The 15263-nt window shown below is 72.1% G+C and carries 14 protein-coding genes; 5 read left to right on the forward strand and 9 right to left on the reverse strand.

The annotated features are described in order from the left end of the window. Positions 1 to 32: 32 nt before the first annotated feature. From prcB to arc, 6 genes are all read right to left on the reverse strand, one after another. Positions 33 to 872, reverse strand: coding sequence for a proteasome subunit beta (gene prcB, locus COO58_RS12250; protein ID WP_172967792.1), 840 nt, complete (start codon positions 870 to 872; stop codon positions 33 to 35). Continuing rightward, positions 791 to 1339, reverse strand: a complete 549-nt coding sequence (locus COO58_RS12255) for an endonuclease VII domain-containing protein (protein ID WP_369700180.1) — start codon at positions 1337 to 1339, stop codon at positions 791 to 793. The genes prcB and COO58_RS12255 overlap by 82 nt, the downstream gene beginning before the upstream one ends. A 124-nt stretch (positions 1340 to 1463) precedes the next feature. Beyond that, entirely contained in the window at positions 1464 to 1670 is a 207-nt protein-coding gene (locus tag COO58_RS12260; RefSeq protein WP_073836803.1) for a ubiquitin-like protein Pup, read from the reverse strand. Positions 1671 to 1777: 107 nt separating this feature from the next. After that, positions 1778 to 3295, reverse strand: coding sequence for a depupylase/deamidase Dop (gene dop, locus COO58_RS12265; RefSeq protein WP_091575175.1), 1518 nt, complete (start codon positions 3293 to 3295; stop codon positions 1778 to 1780). Between the two features lie 163 nt (positions 3296 to 3458). After that, positions 3459 to 4217 (reverse strand): hypothetical protein, encoded by a 759-nt coding sequence (locus tag COO58_RS30180; RefSeq protein WP_176558795.1) that lies wholly within the window; start codon positions 4215 to 4217, stop codon positions 3459 to 3461. A gap of 91 nt (positions 4218 to 4308) precedes the next feature. Continuing rightward, on the reverse strand, positions 4309 to 6090 hold the full coding sequence (gene arc / locus COO58_RS12275; RefSeq protein ID WP_091575179.1) for a proteasome ATPase: 1782 nt from the start codon (positions 6088 to 6090) through the stop codon (positions 4309 to 4311). A 177-nt stretch (positions 6091 to 6267) separates the two neighbouring features. Here arc and COO58_RS12280 point away from each other — a divergent pair, with 177 nt between their 5' ends. Beyond that, entirely contained in the window at positions 6268 to 6561 is a 294-nt protein-coding gene (locus COO58_RS12280) for a ferredoxin (protein ID WP_013286103.1), read from the forward strand. A 54-nt stretch (positions 6562 to 6615) separates the two neighbouring features. Here COO58_RS12280 and COO58_RS12285 read toward each other — a convergent pair whose 3' ends face one another. From COO58_RS12285 to COO58_RS12295, 3 genes are all read right to left on the reverse strand, one after another. After that, positions 6616 to 7188 (reverse strand): hypothetical protein, encoded by a 573-nt coding sequence (locus tag COO58_RS12285; RefSeq protein WP_091575184.1) that lies wholly within the window; start codon positions 7186 to 7188, stop codon positions 6616 to 6618. A 191-nt stretch (positions 7189 to 7379) separates the two neighbouring features. Then, complete coding sequence (locus COO58_RS12290; RefSeq protein WP_091575186.1) at positions 7380 to 8324, reverse strand: tRNA (adenine-N1)-methyltransferase; 945 nt, start codon at positions 8322 to 8324, stop codon at positions 7380 to 7382. After that, positions 8321 to 9463: a M50 family metallopeptidase gene (locus tag COO58_RS12295; protein WP_369700181.1), complete on the reverse strand. Its 1143-nt coding sequence runs from the start codon at positions 9461 to 9463 to the stop codon at positions 8321 to 8323. The genes COO58_RS12290 and COO58_RS12295 overlap by 4 nt, the downstream gene beginning before the upstream one ends. Before the next feature lie 81 nt (positions 9464 to 9544). Between COO58_RS12295 and COO58_RS12300 the strand changes: the two genes are divergently transcribed. The 4 genes from COO58_RS12300 to COO58_RS12315 all read left to right on the forward strand — a co-directional run bounded on the left by COO58_RS12300 (position 9545) and on the right by COO58_RS12315 (position 15211). Next, positions 9545 to 10462 carry a PD-(D/E)XK nuclease family protein gene (locus tag COO58_RS12300; protein ID WP_091575189.1) on the forward strand — a complete coding sequence of 306 codons (918 nt, stop codon included), beginning with the start codon at positions 9545 to 9547 and terminating at the stop codon, positions 10460 to 10462. A gap of 492 nt (positions 10463 to 10954) precedes the next feature. Continuing rightward, on the forward strand, positions 10955 to 11638 hold the full coding sequence (locus COO58_RS12305) for a response regulator transcription factor (RefSeq protein ID WP_091575193.1): 684 nt from the start codon (positions 10955 to 10957) through the stop codon (positions 11636 to 11638). Positions 11639 to 11894: 256 nt separating this feature from the next. After that, a complete protein-coding gene (locus COO58_RS12310; protein WP_091575196.1) occupies positions 11895 to 12662 on the forward strand; it encodes an ABC transporter ATP-binding protein in 768 nt (255 codons plus the stop codon). After that, positions 12662 to 15211, forward strand: a complete 2550-nt coding sequence (locus COO58_RS12315) for an ABC transporter permease (RefSeq protein ID WP_098745033.1) — start codon at positions 12662 to 12664, stop codon at positions 15209 to 15211. Before COO58_RS12310 ends, COO58_RS12315 begins: the two co-directional genes overlap by 1 nt. Positions 15212 to 15263: the final 52 nt, after the last annotated feature.

Raw genomic sequence — 15263 nt, forward strand, 5'->3', positions numbered from 1 at the left:
GGACTGCTGACTCGATGGACGTGGGAGCGGCGTCAGCCGCCGGGGTTCTCCATCCGGCCGGACACCACGCCCTCCGCGATCGTCGCCGTCTCGGCGTCGGTGAGCCGGTGGGTGCCGTCGGCCGTCGCGGTCATCACGACCGGGTAGATCCGCCGGGTCAGGTCGGGGCCGCCGGTGGCGGTGTCGTCGTCCGCCGCGTCGTAGAGCGCCTCGACGGCCAACCGGGTCGCGTCGTCGATCGACAGGCCCGCCCGGAAACGCTTCTTCAGCGCGGACTTGGCGAACAGCGAGCCGGAGCCAATCGCGTCGTAGCCGGTCTCCTCGTAGGGGCCGCCGGTCACGTCGAAGCTGAAGATCCGCCCGGCGCGCGCCGGGTCGCTCGCGGCCAGGTCGAAGCCGGCGAAGAGCGGCACCACGGCCAGACCCTGCATCGCCGCGCCCAGGTTGCCGCGGATCATCGAGGCCAGCCGGTTGGCCTTGCCGTCGAGCGAGAGCATCGCGCCCTCGATCTTCTCGTAGTGCTCCAGCTCCACCTGGAACAGTCGCATCAGCTCGATGCCGATGCCGGCGGTGCCGGCGATGCCGACCAGCGAGTACGCGTCGGCGGGGTGCACCTTCTCGATGTCGCGCTGGGCGATCAGGTTGCCCATGGTGGCGCGCCGGTCGCCGGCCATGACCACACCACCGGCGGCCGCGATGGCCACGATGGTGGTCGCGTGCGGCGCCATGTCGGCGGCCATGCCGGGCGGCAACGGCCGACGCCCGGGCAGCATCTCCGGGGCGACCTTGCTCAGGAACGTTGTGAAGGAGGACGTCCCCGCGTTGGTGAACACATCTGGAAGACGCCCGGATGGATCAAAACCCGCTGCCACGTGGTTCCTCTCAGGTATGTGATCGCCCCGGCCAGGTTGTCGAGGTCGTCCTTGAACTGGCCGAGACCGCCGTTGCAGTTGAAGCAGAGTATCCCGCGCACCCATCCGGTGCGATGATCGTGGTCCAGATGTTCCGGATCGGGGCGCCGGCAGATCGCGCACACACCGCCCTGCTCGGCCAGGAGCTCCTGGAACTCCTTCTCGCCGACCCCGTGGCGGCGACGCAGGTGGTACTCGCGGCTGCCGCCATGGAGCCGCTGCTTGCTGTCGTTACCTCGGGCGATGTGGCACGGCTTGCAGTAGCTGTGCCGACCGCTCGCGTTCGTCGTTCGGGGAAGTCCTCGACCGGTTTGATCTGCTCGCAGTCGGGACACCACTTCAGGCCGTCGGCGACCGGCACAGGCGCTTTGCGCTGCGGCGCGATCCCCCGCTTTCGTCGGCTCGCCTCGGAGCGAACCGAAGCACACGTCTTGCAGTAGAAGGCCAGCCCGTCCGGGCGCCGCCGGTTACGGTGAAACGCCGACACCGGCAACGAGCGGCCACACTGGGGGCAGAGCTTGTCCGAAGCCTCCGGCAAATCGGACATATGCCTCATTGACCGCCCTTCTGCACATATCCTCTCACGAACTCCTCGGCGTTCTCCTCCAGGACGGAGTCGATCTCGTCGAGCAGGTCGTCGACGTCCTCGGTGATCTCGGCGTGCCGCTCGGCCACCTCGGGGTTGGCCTGCGCGGTGACCTCCTCGACCTCCTCGTGGGACTTGCCGGACTGGGTCTGACCACCCTCTTGCGTCGCCATGGTGGTGCCTCCTCCACGATCGCCTGCGATCAACTTACCTCGCGGGAGCGACGAAAAGCCCGTCGCGCGCCGGGTTCCGGCACACGACGGGCCTTCCGGCATCCGGGTCACCCGCCGGTGAGCATCTCCAGCAGGTCCTTGGCGCTCTCGCAGCGGTCGAAGAGCTGCCCGACGTGCGCGCGGGTGCCCCGCTCGGGCTCCATCATCGGCACCCGGACCAGCGACTCGCGGCCCACGTCGAAGATGACCGAGTCCCAGCTCGCGGCGACCACCTCGGAGGCGTACTGGGCCAGGCAGCGGCCCCGGAAGTAGGCCCGGGTGTCCTCCGGCGGCTCGGTCATCGCGGTGCGGGTCTGCTCGTCGGTCAGCAGCGTCTTCATCGAGCCGCGCTGGACCAGGCGGTGGTAGAGCCCCTTCTCCGGGCGCACGTCGGAATACTGCAGGTCGACCAGTTGCAGTTTGTGCGAGCCCCAGGCGAGCTTCTCCCGCTCCCGGTAGCCCTCCAGGACGCGCAGCTTGGCCACCCAGTCCAGCTCGTCGGCGCACTCGAACGCGTCGCGGCCGAGCCGGTCCAGCACGCTCTCCCAGCGGTCGAGCACGTCGGCCGTCTGCGCGTCGACGTCCTGGCCGTACCGGTCGTCCACGAAGGAACGGACCCGCTCCAGGTAGGCCCACTGCACGTCCAGCGCGGTGAGCCGGCGCCCGTCCCGCAGCCGCATCAGGTGCTTCAGCGACGGGTCGTGGCTGACCGCGCGCAGCTCCCCGACCGGGTCGGCGATGCCCAGGTCCGCGCCGAGCGCCTTCTCCTCGATCATGGCGAGGATCAGCGACGTGGTGCCGACCTTCAGGAACGTGGAGATCTCGGAGAGGTTGGCGTCGCCGATGATGACGTGCAGCCGGCGGTACTTGTCGGCGTCGGCGTGCGGCTCGTCGCGGGTGTTGATGATCGGCCGCTTGAGGGTGGTCTCCAGCCCGACCTCGACCTCGAAGAAGTCGGCGCGCTGGGAGATCTGGAAGCCGCTCTGGCCGCCGTCCTGGCCGATGCCGACGCGGCCCGCGCCGCAGACGATCTGCCGGGTGACGAAGAACGGCGTCAGGTACGCCACGATGTCGGCGAACGGCGTCTGCCGGCGCATCAGGTAGTTCTCGTGCGCGCCGTAGCTGGCGCCCTTGTTGTCGGTGTTGTTCTTGTACAGGTGGATGGGGTGGGTGCCCGGGATGGTGGCCGCCCGGCGGGCCGCCTCGGCCATCACCCGCTCCCCCGCCTTGTCCCACCGCACCACGTCGAGGGGGGTGGTCACCTCGGGGGTGGAGTATTCCGGGTGGGCGTGGTCGACGTAGAGCCGCGCTCCGTTGGTGAGTATGACGTTGGCCAGTCCGAGGTCCTCGTCGGCGAGCGCCTCGGCCGGGTCGTAGGCCGCCCCGGAGTAGGTGAAGCCGCGGGCGTCGCGCAGCGGCGACTCCTCCTCGTAGTCCCAGCGCGCCCGCCCGCCCCGGTTGAGTTCCGGTCGGGCCCCGTACGCGTTGACCACCTGCGAGGAGGTGACCATCGGGTTGGCTCCGGCCTGGCCGGGCACGGAGATGCCGTACTCGACCTCGGTGCCCATGATCCGTCTGACGCTCATCGACCTGCCCGCTCCGCTCGCCGTCCCGGTCCCCGTCACGTCGAGCGTAGTCGGCACTTCGACGGTAGGTGGCGCGCCGGGCCCCGGCGGGCGCCGTTGGCCGTCCTCGGCGGCGGCCGGAGCGGTGCGGTCCGTCCGGCCGTCGCCGTGCTGAACTCGACGGTCAGAAGAAGCGGTACGCCTCCGCGGCGGCGTCCTCGGTCTGTGCCGCGGGCGGCGCGGTGATGCTGACCGGCTCGCCGAAGCTGTGCATCTTCATCTCGTTGTCGATTTTCCCGGCCGCGGTGTCGAACGTGTAGGTGAGCAGCGTGAGTCGACCCTCGGCGTCCAGGGTGGCCTCGAACGGCACCGTCTTCGTCTTGAGCACCTTGAACGCGTTGCGCAGGGTGGCCTTCTCGGCGTCGCTGGAGGCCGCTGCGATGGCCTTCTCCGGGTCGGCGACGCCGGTGTAGCGGCCGTCGCCGGCCGGTTCGGCGGAGACGACTCCGCCGAGGATGCCGGCCTGCGCCCGGACGTCGAGGCCCTGGGCCAGCTGCCCGTCGGGGCGCAGCCGGCTGCGGTCGAGCCTCATCCAGGGCTTGCCGTCGGACGCGTCCTGCTTGACGTAGACGGCGTCGGTGGTGACGACCATGCTGACCGGCTCGGGCGTGCGCATGTCGAGCGTCATCGCGCCCGTGGCGGGTTCGACGGCCGACCGCATGGTGACGGTCTGGTTGCCCGCCTTGATGGTGACGTCCATCTTGAGGGTCTTCTCCAGGCTCCGCTGGAAGCCCTGGCGGATCGCGGCGGGCGCGTCGGCGGTGGTGGGCGCGGAGGCGGACGCCGAGGTGGTCGGCGCGGAGGCGGTGTCGGTGGTGGTGCCGCAGGCGGTGAGCAGGGCGGTCAGGCAGCCGAGCAGGGCCGGGGCGAGTGATCTACGCACGGGCAGACCCTAGCGGGCGCGGCCCGGTTTCGTGGCCCCGTCGAGGACCGACCGGGGCGGCGCCTGCGCGGCGCCGCCCCGGCGGGCGATCTCAGAGGTATTGACCGGTGTTGCTGGCCGTTTCGATGGACCGGCCGGCCTCGGCGCCCTTGCCGCCGGAGACGAGCGTGCGGATGTAGACGATCCGCTCGCCCTTCTTGCCGGAGATGCGCGCCCAGTCGTCCGGGTTGGTGGTGTTGGGCAGGTCCTCGTTCTCCCGGAACTCGTCGACGCACGCGTCGAGCAGGTGCTGCAGTCGCAGCCCCTTGCGCCCGGAGGTGAGGAACTCCTTGATGGCCATCTTCTTGCCCCGGTCGACGATGTTCTGGATCATCGCGCCGGAGTTGAAGTCCTTGAAGTAGAGGACTTCCTTGTCGCCGTTGGCGTAGGTGACCTCGAGGAAGCGGTTCTCCTCGGTCTCGGAGTACATCCGCAGGACCACCGCGTCGATCATGGCAGCCACCGTGGCCTGCGGGTCGCTGCCGTGTTCGGCCAGGTCGTCGGCGTGCAGCGGCAGGCCGGCGAGGATGTACTTGGAGAAGATGTCCTTGGCCGCCTCGGCGTCCGGACGCTCGATCTTGATCTTCACGTCGAGTCGGCCGGGACGCAGGATCGCCGGGTCGATCATGTCTTCCCGGTTGGAGGCGCCGATGACGATGACGTTCTCCAGGCCCTCCACGCCGTCGATCTCGCTGAGCAGCTGCGGGACGATGGTGTTCTCCACGTCGGAGGAGACGCCGGAACCGCGGGTGCGGAAGACGGAGTCCATCTCGTCGAAGAACACGATCACCGGCGTGCCCTCACCGGCCTTCTCCCGCGCCCGCTGGAAGATCAGCCGGATGTGCCGCTCGGTCTCGCCGACGTACTTGTTGAGCAGCTCGGGGCCCTTGATGTTGAGGAAGAAGCTGGTGTGCCGCTCCTTGCCCTCCCGCTCGGCGATCTTCTTGGCCAGCGAGTTGGCCACCGCCTTGGCGATCAGCGTCTTGCCGCAGCCGGGCGGGCCGTAGAGCAGGATGCCCTTCGGCGGCCGGAGCTGGTGCTCGCGGAACAGGTCGGCGTGCAGGAAGGGCAGCTCCACCGCGTCGCGGATCTGCTCGATCTGCGCCTGGAGGCCACCGATGTCCTCGTAGTTGACGTCGGGCACCTCCTCCAGGACCAGTTCCTCGACCTCGCTCTTGGGAATCCGCTCGTACGCGTACGCCGAGCGGGGTTCGATCATGAGCGAGTCGCCGGCCCGGATCGCGCTGCCGATCAGGGTCTCCGCGAGGTGGACGATGCGCTCCTCGTCCGAGTGGGAGACCACCAGCGCCCGGTCACCCGGCGCGCCGTCGGGACCCGCCAGGATCTCCTTGAGCATCACCACCTCGCCGACCCGCTCGTAGCCGAACGCGTCGACGATGTTGAGGGCGTCGTTGAGCAGGACCTCCTGGCCCCGGCGCAGCTCGTCGACCTCCAGCGAGGGCGAGACGGCCACCCGGAGCTTGCGCCCGCCGGTGAACACGTCCACCGTGCCGTCGTCGTGCCTGGCCAGGAAGACGCCGTAGCCACTGGGCGGCTGGGCGAGCCGGTCGATCTCCTCCTTGAGCGTCACGATCTGCGCGCGGGCCTCCTTGAGGGTGCCCACGAGCCGTTCGTTGTTCTCGGTCAGCCGCGCCAACTGCGCCTGGGTGGCCGCCAGCCGCTCTTCGAGCTGCCGGACGTGTCGGGGGCTTTCGGTCAACTTGCGCCGCACCAGAGCGAGTTCCTCTTGCAGGAACGCGACCTGCGTGGAGAGATCGTGGGCTTCCTTTTCCCACCGTGCGGCGCGCGAGTCCGCGTCGTCGCTGCGTGCCACGTCCCACCTCCCCGGGGGGCTTGAACGTTCTGACCTAACACTAGCCGCTATGAGCCCGATTCGGTCCTCCGCAACGCGCTCGTCACCGAAGCTTGATCGCCAAGGGCTGGTCGCGGGGTGGGTACGGGCGTTCGGGTACCGTCGGAGTGTGGGACGGGAGAACATGGGGGGTGCTTCGTGACCGACGTCGCGACCGACCAGTTGCAGGTCTGGGTGGATCAGGACCTCTGCACCGGCGACGGGCTCTGCGTGCAGTACGCGCCGGAGGTCTTCGAGTTCGACGTCGACGGCCTGGCGTACGTCAAGGGCCCGGACGGCGAGCTGCGGCAGGCCCCGGGCGCCCGGGTGGACGTGCCGGAGCACCTGCGCCTCGAGGTGATCGACTCGGCGAAGGAGTGCCCGGGCGAGTGCATCCACGTGGTGCGCGGCAGCGACGGCGTCGAGGTGGCCGGCCCGGAGGCCGAGGACTGAGCAGTGCCGGACACGGCGGGCCGGGGACGTCGTCCCCGGCCCGTCGTGCGTCCGTCAGAGCAGGGGCCGGCCGACCACCGAGGCGACCAGCCGGGCGAACTCCTCCAGCCGGGCGATCTGCCCGGCGCCGCCGTCGTCGAGGGTCTTGCCGAAGCGCAGCGCGTCGTGCCGGGGCGTGCCCGCCACCTCGTCGCTGGGCGGCGCCTCGTCCAGCGAGCTGAGCAGCAGGTAGACGTCGATGCTGTCGATCCGGACGGTGCCGTCGTCGGTCCGGGTGAGCCGACGCCGGCAGCCGACCTCGGTGACGGTGGAGACCGGCACCACGCGCAGCGAGGAGGTCATCGCGCCGGGTGGCCCCTCCCCCGGCGGGACGTCCTCGCCGTGCCAGAGCACCAGCCGGCTGCCGTCGCAGACGACGACCTCCTGCCACACCCCGTTCACCTCGTTGACGAAGCGTTCCAGGGTGAAGCCGAGGACGGAGGCGCCGCGCAGCACCCCGCCGAGCGCCTCCAGGGCGATGTCGGGGTCCCGCAGGTAGGCGCGGGCCGCCGACTCCAGGTCGGTGTAGGGCGACCAGTCGGGGAAGACGGCGGGCAGGTCACCGTTGCCGTAGCCGGGGTTGCTCACGCCACCTCCCGTCGGCCCGAACCGCCGTCACCGCCCGTGCGCCGCCGTCGGCTCCGGTGACCGGGACGGGCGCGCCGCCCGCCGCGCGCTCCGATCCGCTCGCTCATGCCCACCGTCTCCACCCACCTCGGTGTCGTCGTCCCCACGGGCACACATGATCCGCCCGCCCGCCGCCGTGCGCGCGGCGGGGGTCAGGACTGCTCCGGTTCCTCCGCCGCGCGGGCCGCCGCCGCCGCGCGCAGGGCGTCCCGGCGCTGCGCGTACGCCTCGGCGCCCTTGCTGGGCTTGCGCCGGCGCGGCGGCGCGGTCACCCCGGGGGCGAGCTTGCGCGCGGACACCAGGAACGCGGTGTGCGCGATCATCCGGTGGTCCGGCCGCACGGCCAGACCCTCGGCGTGCCAGTCGCGCACCAGCGACTCCCAGGCCCGCGGCTCGGTCCAGCCGCCGCGCTCGCGCAGCGCCTCGACCAGCTCCGACAGCTGCGGGGTGGTGGCCACGTAGCCGATCAGCACGCCGCCGGGGACCAGCGACCGCTCGACCATGTCGAGCATCTCCCACGGGGTGAGCATGTCGAGGATGATCCGGTCGAACCCGGTCTCGGTGCTGTCGGCGACGTCGCCGACGTGCAGCCGCCAGGCCGGGTGCGGGCCGTTGAAGAACGCCTCGACGTTGCGCCGGGCGATCTGGGCGAAGTCGTCGCGCAGCTCGAACGAGTGCAGCTCGCCCTCGGTGCCGACGGCCCGCAGCAGCGAGCAGGACAGCGCGCCCGAGCCGGCGCCGGCCTCCAGCACCTTGGCGCCGGGGAAGATGTCGCCCATCGCGACGATCTGCGCCGAGTCCTTCGGGTAGATCACCTGGGCGCCGCGCGGCATGGAGAGCACGTAGTCCGACAGCAGGGGCCGCAGCGCGAGGAAGGCGGTGCCGCCGCCGGCGGTGGTGACCACGCTGCCGTCGGGCAGGCCGATCAGCGTGTCGTGCTTGAGGATCCCCCGGTGGGTGTGGAACTCCTTGCCGGGCTCCAGCGTCACGGTGTGCATCCGGCCCTTGGGGTCGGTCAGCTGGACCCGGTCGCCGGGCCGGAACGGCCCCCGGTGGACGGGCGGCAGGGCCGGGACGGTGGAGGTCTCTGCGGTCACGTGTTCGTCTTCCGTTTGGGTTCGAGGAGCTGGGCGAGGTCCGCGATGTGCAGCACGCCGACCACATCTTCGCCTGCCGTCACGAGGTACTGCGCGCCCGGGTGGGTGCGGACGGTCTCCAGCACCCGCTCGCCGTCCGCGTCGACCGGCAGGGTGGGCAGGGCGGTCAGGGCGCGGGCCACCTCGTCCACCGCGAGCCACGGCCGCCGTGCCGGGGATACGGCGGCGACGCGGGCCGGGTCGACCAGCGACACGGTACGGCCGGCGGAGTCGACCACGCTGAGCGCCGCGTCCGGTGTGCCCGCCTCGTCGCGGCGGCGGTGCGCCTCGGCCAGCGGGGTGCCGGTGGGCACCGGCAGCAGTGGCCGGGCCAGCCGGGCCAGGTCGACCAGGTGCAGCCGGCGGCCGATGCGGGCCAGCCGGATGGACTGCCCGGCGCCCCGCCACAGCGTCACCGCGACCAGCAGCAGCAGCGGCAGGGCCAGTGGGGCGAGCGCCCGGCGCAGGGTGAGCAGCACCACCAGGGCGAGCGTGGCCACCGCCACGGCCCGGCCGACCCAGCCGGCCACCTCGGTGCCGCGGTGCCGGTCCCGGGTGAGCGCCCAGACCGCGGCGCGCAGCGCCCGTCCGCCGTCCAGCGGCAGCCCGGGCAGGCTGTTGAAGATCGCCACCACGACGTTGCTGACCGCGAGCTGGAACGCGAGCTGGTGGCCGAGGGTGCCGGCGGGCAGCGCCAGGGTGGCGGCGACCGCCCCGGCGCCGAGCACGGCCGAGACGGCCGGCCCGGCCAGCGAGATGAGCAGCTCCACCCGGGGGCTGGGGGCGTCGCGGTCCATCTCGGTGTAGCCGCCGAGCAGTTCGAGGGTGATCCCGCGCACACCGATGCCGTGTCGGCGGGCGGTCAGCGCGTGGCCCAGCTCGTGCAGCAGCACCGAGCCGAGCAGCGAGACGACGAACCCGAGGCCGACCAGGTAGCCCGCGAGGTGACCGAGGTCGAGCTGGCGCCGGGCCAGCGCCGCGTAGAGCACCGTCACCACCACGGTGAGCAGCAGCATCGAGGCGTCGACGCGCAGCGGCACCCCGAGGACCCGGCCGAGGCTCAGCCCGGGCCGGCGCGGTCGTCGGGTGCGCTGCTCCACCCCGGCGATGCTACGCGGCGCCGATCATGGCCCGGTGCGGCGACGACCGACCTGTCACACGGGTGGCCTAACCTTCCGGGCATGACGGCGGAACCGGTGATCGACGCGCAGGGCGACCAGACGGCGGCACGGGTGCCGGTCACGGTGCGGGCGTCGCTGTCGCCGTCCCGGGCGGCCGACTTCAAGACCTGCCCGCTGCTCTACCGGTTCCGCAGCATCGACCGGCTGCCCGAGCGGCCGACGGTCGAGCAGGCCCGGGGCACGCTCGTGCACGCCGTGCTGGAGCGGCTGTTCGACCTGCCGGCCCCGGCGCGCACCCCGGAGTCGGCGGGCGACCTGGTCGCCCCGCAGTGGGATCGCCTGGTCACCGAGGAGCCGGAGCTGGCGACGCTGTTCGCCGACGGCGACGCGGCGGCCGCGCAGGAGTTCCTGCGTTCGGCGGCGGCGCTGCTGGAGGGCTACTTCGCGGTGGAGGACCCGCAGCGGCTGGAGCCCGCCGAGCGGGAGGCGCTGATCTCCGCCGTGGTCGACGACGAGCTGCTGATCCGGGGCTATCTCGACCGGCTCGACGTGGCCCCGGACGGCGCGCTGCGGGTGGTCGACTACAAGACCGGCGGCGCGCCGCGCGAGGCGTTCGAGGCGCGGGCGCTGTTCCAGCTGAAGTTCTACGCCCTGGTGCTGTGGCGCACCCGGGGCGTGGTGCCGCGGGTGCTGCGCCTGCTCTACCTCAAGGACGCGGAGGTGTGCGACTACGCCCCCGACGCCGAGGAACTGGTGCGCTTCGAGCGCACCGTGGTGGCGTTGTGGCGGGCGATCGAGCAGGCCACCGCCCGGCAGGACTTCCGGCCCCGGCCGAGCCGGCTCTGCGACTGGTGCAGCCACCAGGCGCTCTGCCCGAGCTTCGGCGGCACGCCGCCGCCGTTCCCGGTCGCCGGCGCCGCGCCCGACCCGCTCGTGGACGCCCGTTCCCGCCCGGCCACCCCGGGGGCCGACGAGTGATCCTCCTCCTCGGGGAGGAGACCGGGTTCGGCGCCGGCGACGACGAGACGCGCCCCGTGCCGACCTGACGTTCGCGCGCTCGTCGAGCGGGCCCGCCGGGCCGGGCTGCCGGTCACCCTGCGGATGGAGGGCACGTCCACCGCGGTGGCCGAGGAGGTGGCGCTCACCGCCCACCGCATCGTCGCCGAGGCGCTGCGCAACGTCCTCGCCCACGCCGGGCCGGCCACCGCGCTGGTCCGGATCACCGTCGGCGGCGGCGTGCTGACCGTCGAGGTGGTCGACACCGGGCGCCGACCGGGACGCCCACCCGACCGGATCGGGCACGGACTGGTCGGCATGCGGGAGCGGGTGGCCCTCTACGGTGGGATCCTGCGGACCGGACCGGACCGGACCGGTGCCGGGCGGCGGCTTCCGGGTGTAGGCGCGGATCCCGCTGGACCCGGCCGGCGCGGTCCCCGCCTGACCGCCGCCGGGCACGACGAGGGGGATCTGATGACAGACGGCGCCGCGCCCCGACCGGTGCGGGTCCTGCTCGCCGACGACCAGCCGTTGCTGCGCACCGGGTTCCGGATGGTGCTGGGCGTCGAGGACGACCTGGACATCGTGGGTGAGGCCGGCGACGGCGTGGAGGCGGTGGAGCTGGCCCGGCGGCTGCTGCCCGACGTGGTGCTGATGGACATCCGGATGCCGCGGATGGACGGGGTCGCCGCCACCCGGGCGATCGTGGACGCCCGGCTGCCGGTGCGGGTGCTCGTCCTCACCACGTTCGAGCTGGACGAGTACGTGGTCGGGGCGCTGCGCGCCGGGGCGAGCGGTTTCCTGGCCAAGGACGTGCCGGCCGAGGACCTGGTGACCGCGATCCGCACGGTGGCGGCCGGGGAGGCGGTGGTGGCGCCGCGGATCCTGCGCCGGCTGCTGGACCGGTTCGCCGACGTGCTGCCGGACCCGGTGACCGCCCCGCCGCGGGTGCTGGACCCGCTGACCGAGCGGGAGCGGGAGGTGCTGACCCAGGTGGCGCGCGGGCTGTCGAACGCCGAGATCGCCCGGGAGCTGTCGGTCAGCGAGACCACGGTGAAGACGCACGTCGGGCACGTGCTGACCAAGCTGCGGCTGCGGGACCGGGTGCAGGCGGTGGTGCTGGCCTACGAGACGGGGCTGGTGCGGCCGGGGAAATAGGTGGCGGCCCTCACGTACCGTGACCAACGGCGGCGGCGCGGGGTTGACCATGACGCGACGTGAGGTCCTACCGTCGGCGCCGCCGGCCGGTCAGGGATCACCCTGAACCGGCCTGGGGGGCGACCCCCACCGGAAATTCGGCACGGATTCCGCCCAGGGTCGGACGGTTCCGCCGCCGGTGGCACCGAGGATGGAACCGCCGCACCGACCAGCGGGGGCGGTGCGGATCAGCAGCCAGACGGAAGAGGTAGATGACGTGACCGCGACGGTAGGCCGGCAAGCGCAGGCCGCGGCCCGGGCGAACGACGTGTGGAAGGTGTACGGCAGCGGTGAGGCGCAGGTCATCGCGCTGCGGGGGGTGAGCGCCGAGTTCGAACGCGGCCGTTTCACCGCGATCATGGGGCCGTCCGGCTCGGGCAAGTCGACGCTGATGCACTGCCTCGCGGGTCTGGACTCGGTGACGCGGGGCACCGTGATGATCGGTGACACCACCGTGACCGGGCTCAACGACTCGGGCCTGACGAAGCTGCGCCGGGACAAGGTCGGCTTCATCTTCCAGCAGTTCAACCTGCTGCCCACGCTCACCGCGCAGGAGAACATCCTGCTGCCGCTGTCGATCGCCGGGCGCAAGGCCGACCCGGCCTGGTACGACACGGTGATCGACACGGTCGGGCTGCGGGAGCGGCTCGGGCACCGCCCGGCGCAGCTCTCCGGCGGTCAGCAGCAGCGGGTGGCGTGCGCCCGGGCCCTGGTCGCCCGCCCCGACGTGATCTTCGCGGATGAGCCGACCGGCAACCTGGACTCCCGCTCCGGCGCGGAGGTGCTCAACTTCCTGCGCAACTCGGTGCGTGAGCACGGCCAGACCATCGTCATGGTCACCCACGACCCGACCGCCGCCGCGTACGCCGACCGGGTGGTCTTCCTCGCCGACGGCCAGATCGTCTCGGAGCTGATCGAGCCGACCGCCGACACGGTGCTGGACACCATGAAGAAGCTGGACGCTCCGGTCGAGGTGGGCAACTGATGTTGCGGGCAACGCTGAAGAGCCTGCTGGCGCGCAAGCTGCGCCTGCTGCTGTCCGGCCTGGCGGTGGTGCTCGGCGTCATGTTCGTCTCGGGCGCGTTCGTGCTCACCGACACCCTCGGCCGGTCCTTCGACGCGGTCTTCGCCGACGCGTACGCCGAGGTCGACGTGAACGTCGCGGCGAAGCCGAAGGTGGAGCTGTCCGAGACCGAGGGCGAGCAGGTGGCCGCCCCGGTGCCGGCGTCGCTGGTCGAGCGGGTGAAGGCGGTGCCCGGCGCGGCGGACGTGCAGGGCGTGGTCGCCGCCGACGGCGCCCGTCTGATCGGCGCCAACGGCAAGGTGGTCACCTCGTTCGGCCCGCCGCAGCTGGGCGAGAACTGGCTCGGCGAGAGCGACCTGGTGAAGCTGCGCGAGGGCCGGGAGCCGCGCGCGGACGACGAGATCGTGGTCAACGCCGCGCTGGCCAAGGCCGCGAACGTGAAGGTCGGCGACCGGGTCGGCGTGCTGACCCTGGCGCCGAAGAAGGAGTTCACGCTGGTCGGCGTGTTCGGCTACAGCGGCGGCCGGGACTCCGTGGGCGGCGCGAACGAGGTCGCCTTCACCACCCCGGTGGCGCAGCAGCTGATGCTCGGCAAGCCGGACGTGTTCAGCAACATCAGCGCGCGGGCCGCCGACGGCACCACCCCGGAGGCGCTGCGCGACGAGGTGTCCCGCGCGGTGGGGGCCGGCTACGACGTGAAGACCGGTGAGCAGCTCGCCGACGACGCGTCGGCCGGGCTGAAGGAGGGACTGTCCTTCTTCAACAAGATCCTGCTCGGCTTCGCCGCGGTGGCGCTGCTGGTCGGCACGTTCCTGATCCTCAACACCTTCTCGATCATCGTGGCCCAGCGCACCCGTGAGCTTGCCCTGATGCGGGCCATCGGCGCCAGCGGCCGGCAGGTCATCGGTTCGGTGGTGCTGGAGGCGGTCGCGGTCGGTCTGATCGCCTCGGTGCTCGGGCTGGCCGCCGGCATCGGGGTGGGCGCGCTGCTGGCGTACCTGTTCGGCAAGCTCGCCGGCGGTCTGAGCCTGGCCGGGCTGGGCGTGCCGCCGGCGGCGGTGATCGGCGCGTTCGCGGTCGGTCTGGTGATCACGGTGGTCGCGGCGCTGTTGCCGGCGCTGCGCGCCGCGCGCATCCCGCCGATCGCGGCGATGCAGGACGTGGCCACGCCGGACCGTCCGCTGACCAAGGTGACCGTCGGCGGCGCGGTGGTCACCACCATCGGCGCGGTGCTGCTCTTCCTCGGTCTCAGCGGCAACGCCGGCGACAACACCCTCGCGACCATCCTCGGTGGGGTGCTCTTCGCGTTCATCGGGGTGGCGCTGCTGACGCCGGTGATCAGCCGGCCGGTGGTCTCGCTGCTCGGCGCGATCTTCTCCTGGTCGGTCCCGGGCAAGCTGGGCCGGCTCAACTCGGGTCGTAACCCCCGCCGGACGGCGATCACCGCCGCAGCGCTGATGGTGGGCATCGCGCTGGTGACCGGGGTGACCGTGATCCTCGACTCGGCCAAGGGCAGCATCAGCGCGCTGGCCGAGGACACGATCAAGGCCGAGCTGGTGATCTCCGGATCCGCGTCCGGGCCCCGCCCGCCGAGCTTCGACCCGGCGGTGCTGGACAAGACCGCCGCGATCCCCGGGGTGCAGCTGGTCGACGGCGAGTACGGCGACATGGCCACGGTCGGCGGCAAGCGGACCTGGGTGGCGGCGTCGAGCAACGTGGCGGCGCTGGAGCGGATCTTCGGGGCGAAGGCCACCGCCGGTGACATCAGCCGGCTGGCCCCCGACCAGATGCTGCTCAGCTCCGACACCGCGAAGGACCGCAACCTGTCGGTCGGCTCGACCGTGCCGGTGCAGCTGTCCCGCGGCGACGCCCGCACCTACACGGTCAGCGGCATCTACGAGAGCTCGCAGTTGACCAACCCGGTGGTGCTGCCGCCGCAGGCGGCCGCCGACTTCGCCATCCCGCAGCCCATCCAGGGTTTCGTGCAGCTCGCCCCGGGCACGTCGGTCGGCGCGGTGCAGCCGCAGGTCGAGCGGCTGCTGGCGGACAGTCCCGAGGTGTCGGTGGCGGACCGGGCCGCGTTCATCAAGCAGCAGACCAGTCAGCTGGACACGCCGCTGCGGATGATCCAGATCCTGTTGGCGCTGGCCATCGTGATCGCGGTGCTGGGCATCATCAACACGCTCGCCCTGTCGGTGCTGGAGCGGACCCGCGAGTTGGGTCTGCTGCGGGCGATCGGCCTGCGCCGGGCGCAGACCATGCGGATGATCACCGTCGAGGCGGTGGTGATCTCGATCTTCGGCGCGCTGCTCGGCGTCGTGGTCGGCACCGGCCTCGGCGCGGCGGTGGTCCGGGCGCTCAAGGACGAGGGCATCACCGACCTGGTCCTGCCCTGGGGTCAGATGGTGACGTTCCTGGTGCTGGCCGCGATCATCGGCGTGGTGGCGGCGGTGCTGCCGGCGATCCGCGCCGCGCGGATCAACGTGCTCGGCGCCATCGCCCACGACTGAGGTGCAAGGAAGGGGCCCTTCTTATCGCCTGAGCGATAGGAAGGGCCCCTTC

This window comes from Micromonospora sp. WMMA1996 (assembly GCF_002573675.1).
GTDB lineage: Bacteria > Actinomycetota > Actinomycetes > Mycobacteriales > Micromonosporaceae > Micromonospora > Micromonospora sediminicola.

Excerpts from the sequence above, each read along its gene's own strand:
- COO58_RS12300 (WP_091575189.1), top strand. The coding sequence starts at position 9,545 with ATGACGGCGGAACCGGTGATCGACGCGCAGGGCGACCAGACGGCGGCA.
- COO58_RS12315 (WP_098745033.1), top strand. The coding sequence starts at position 12,662 with ATGTTGCGGGCAACGCTGAAGAGCCTGCTGGCGCGCAAGCTGCGCCTG.
- COO58_RS12305 (WP_091575193.1), top strand. The coding sequence starts at position 10,955 with ATGACAGACGGCGCCGCGCCCCGACCGGTGCGGGTCCTGCTCGCCGAC.
- dop (WP_091575175.1), bottom strand. The coding sequence starts at position 3,295 with ATGAGCGTCAGACGGATCATGGGCACCGAGGTCGAGTACGGCATCTCC.
- COO58_RS12260 (WP_073836803.1), bottom strand. The coding sequence starts at position 1,670 with ATGGCGACGCAAGAGGGTGGTCAGACCCAGTCCGGCAAGTCCCACGAG.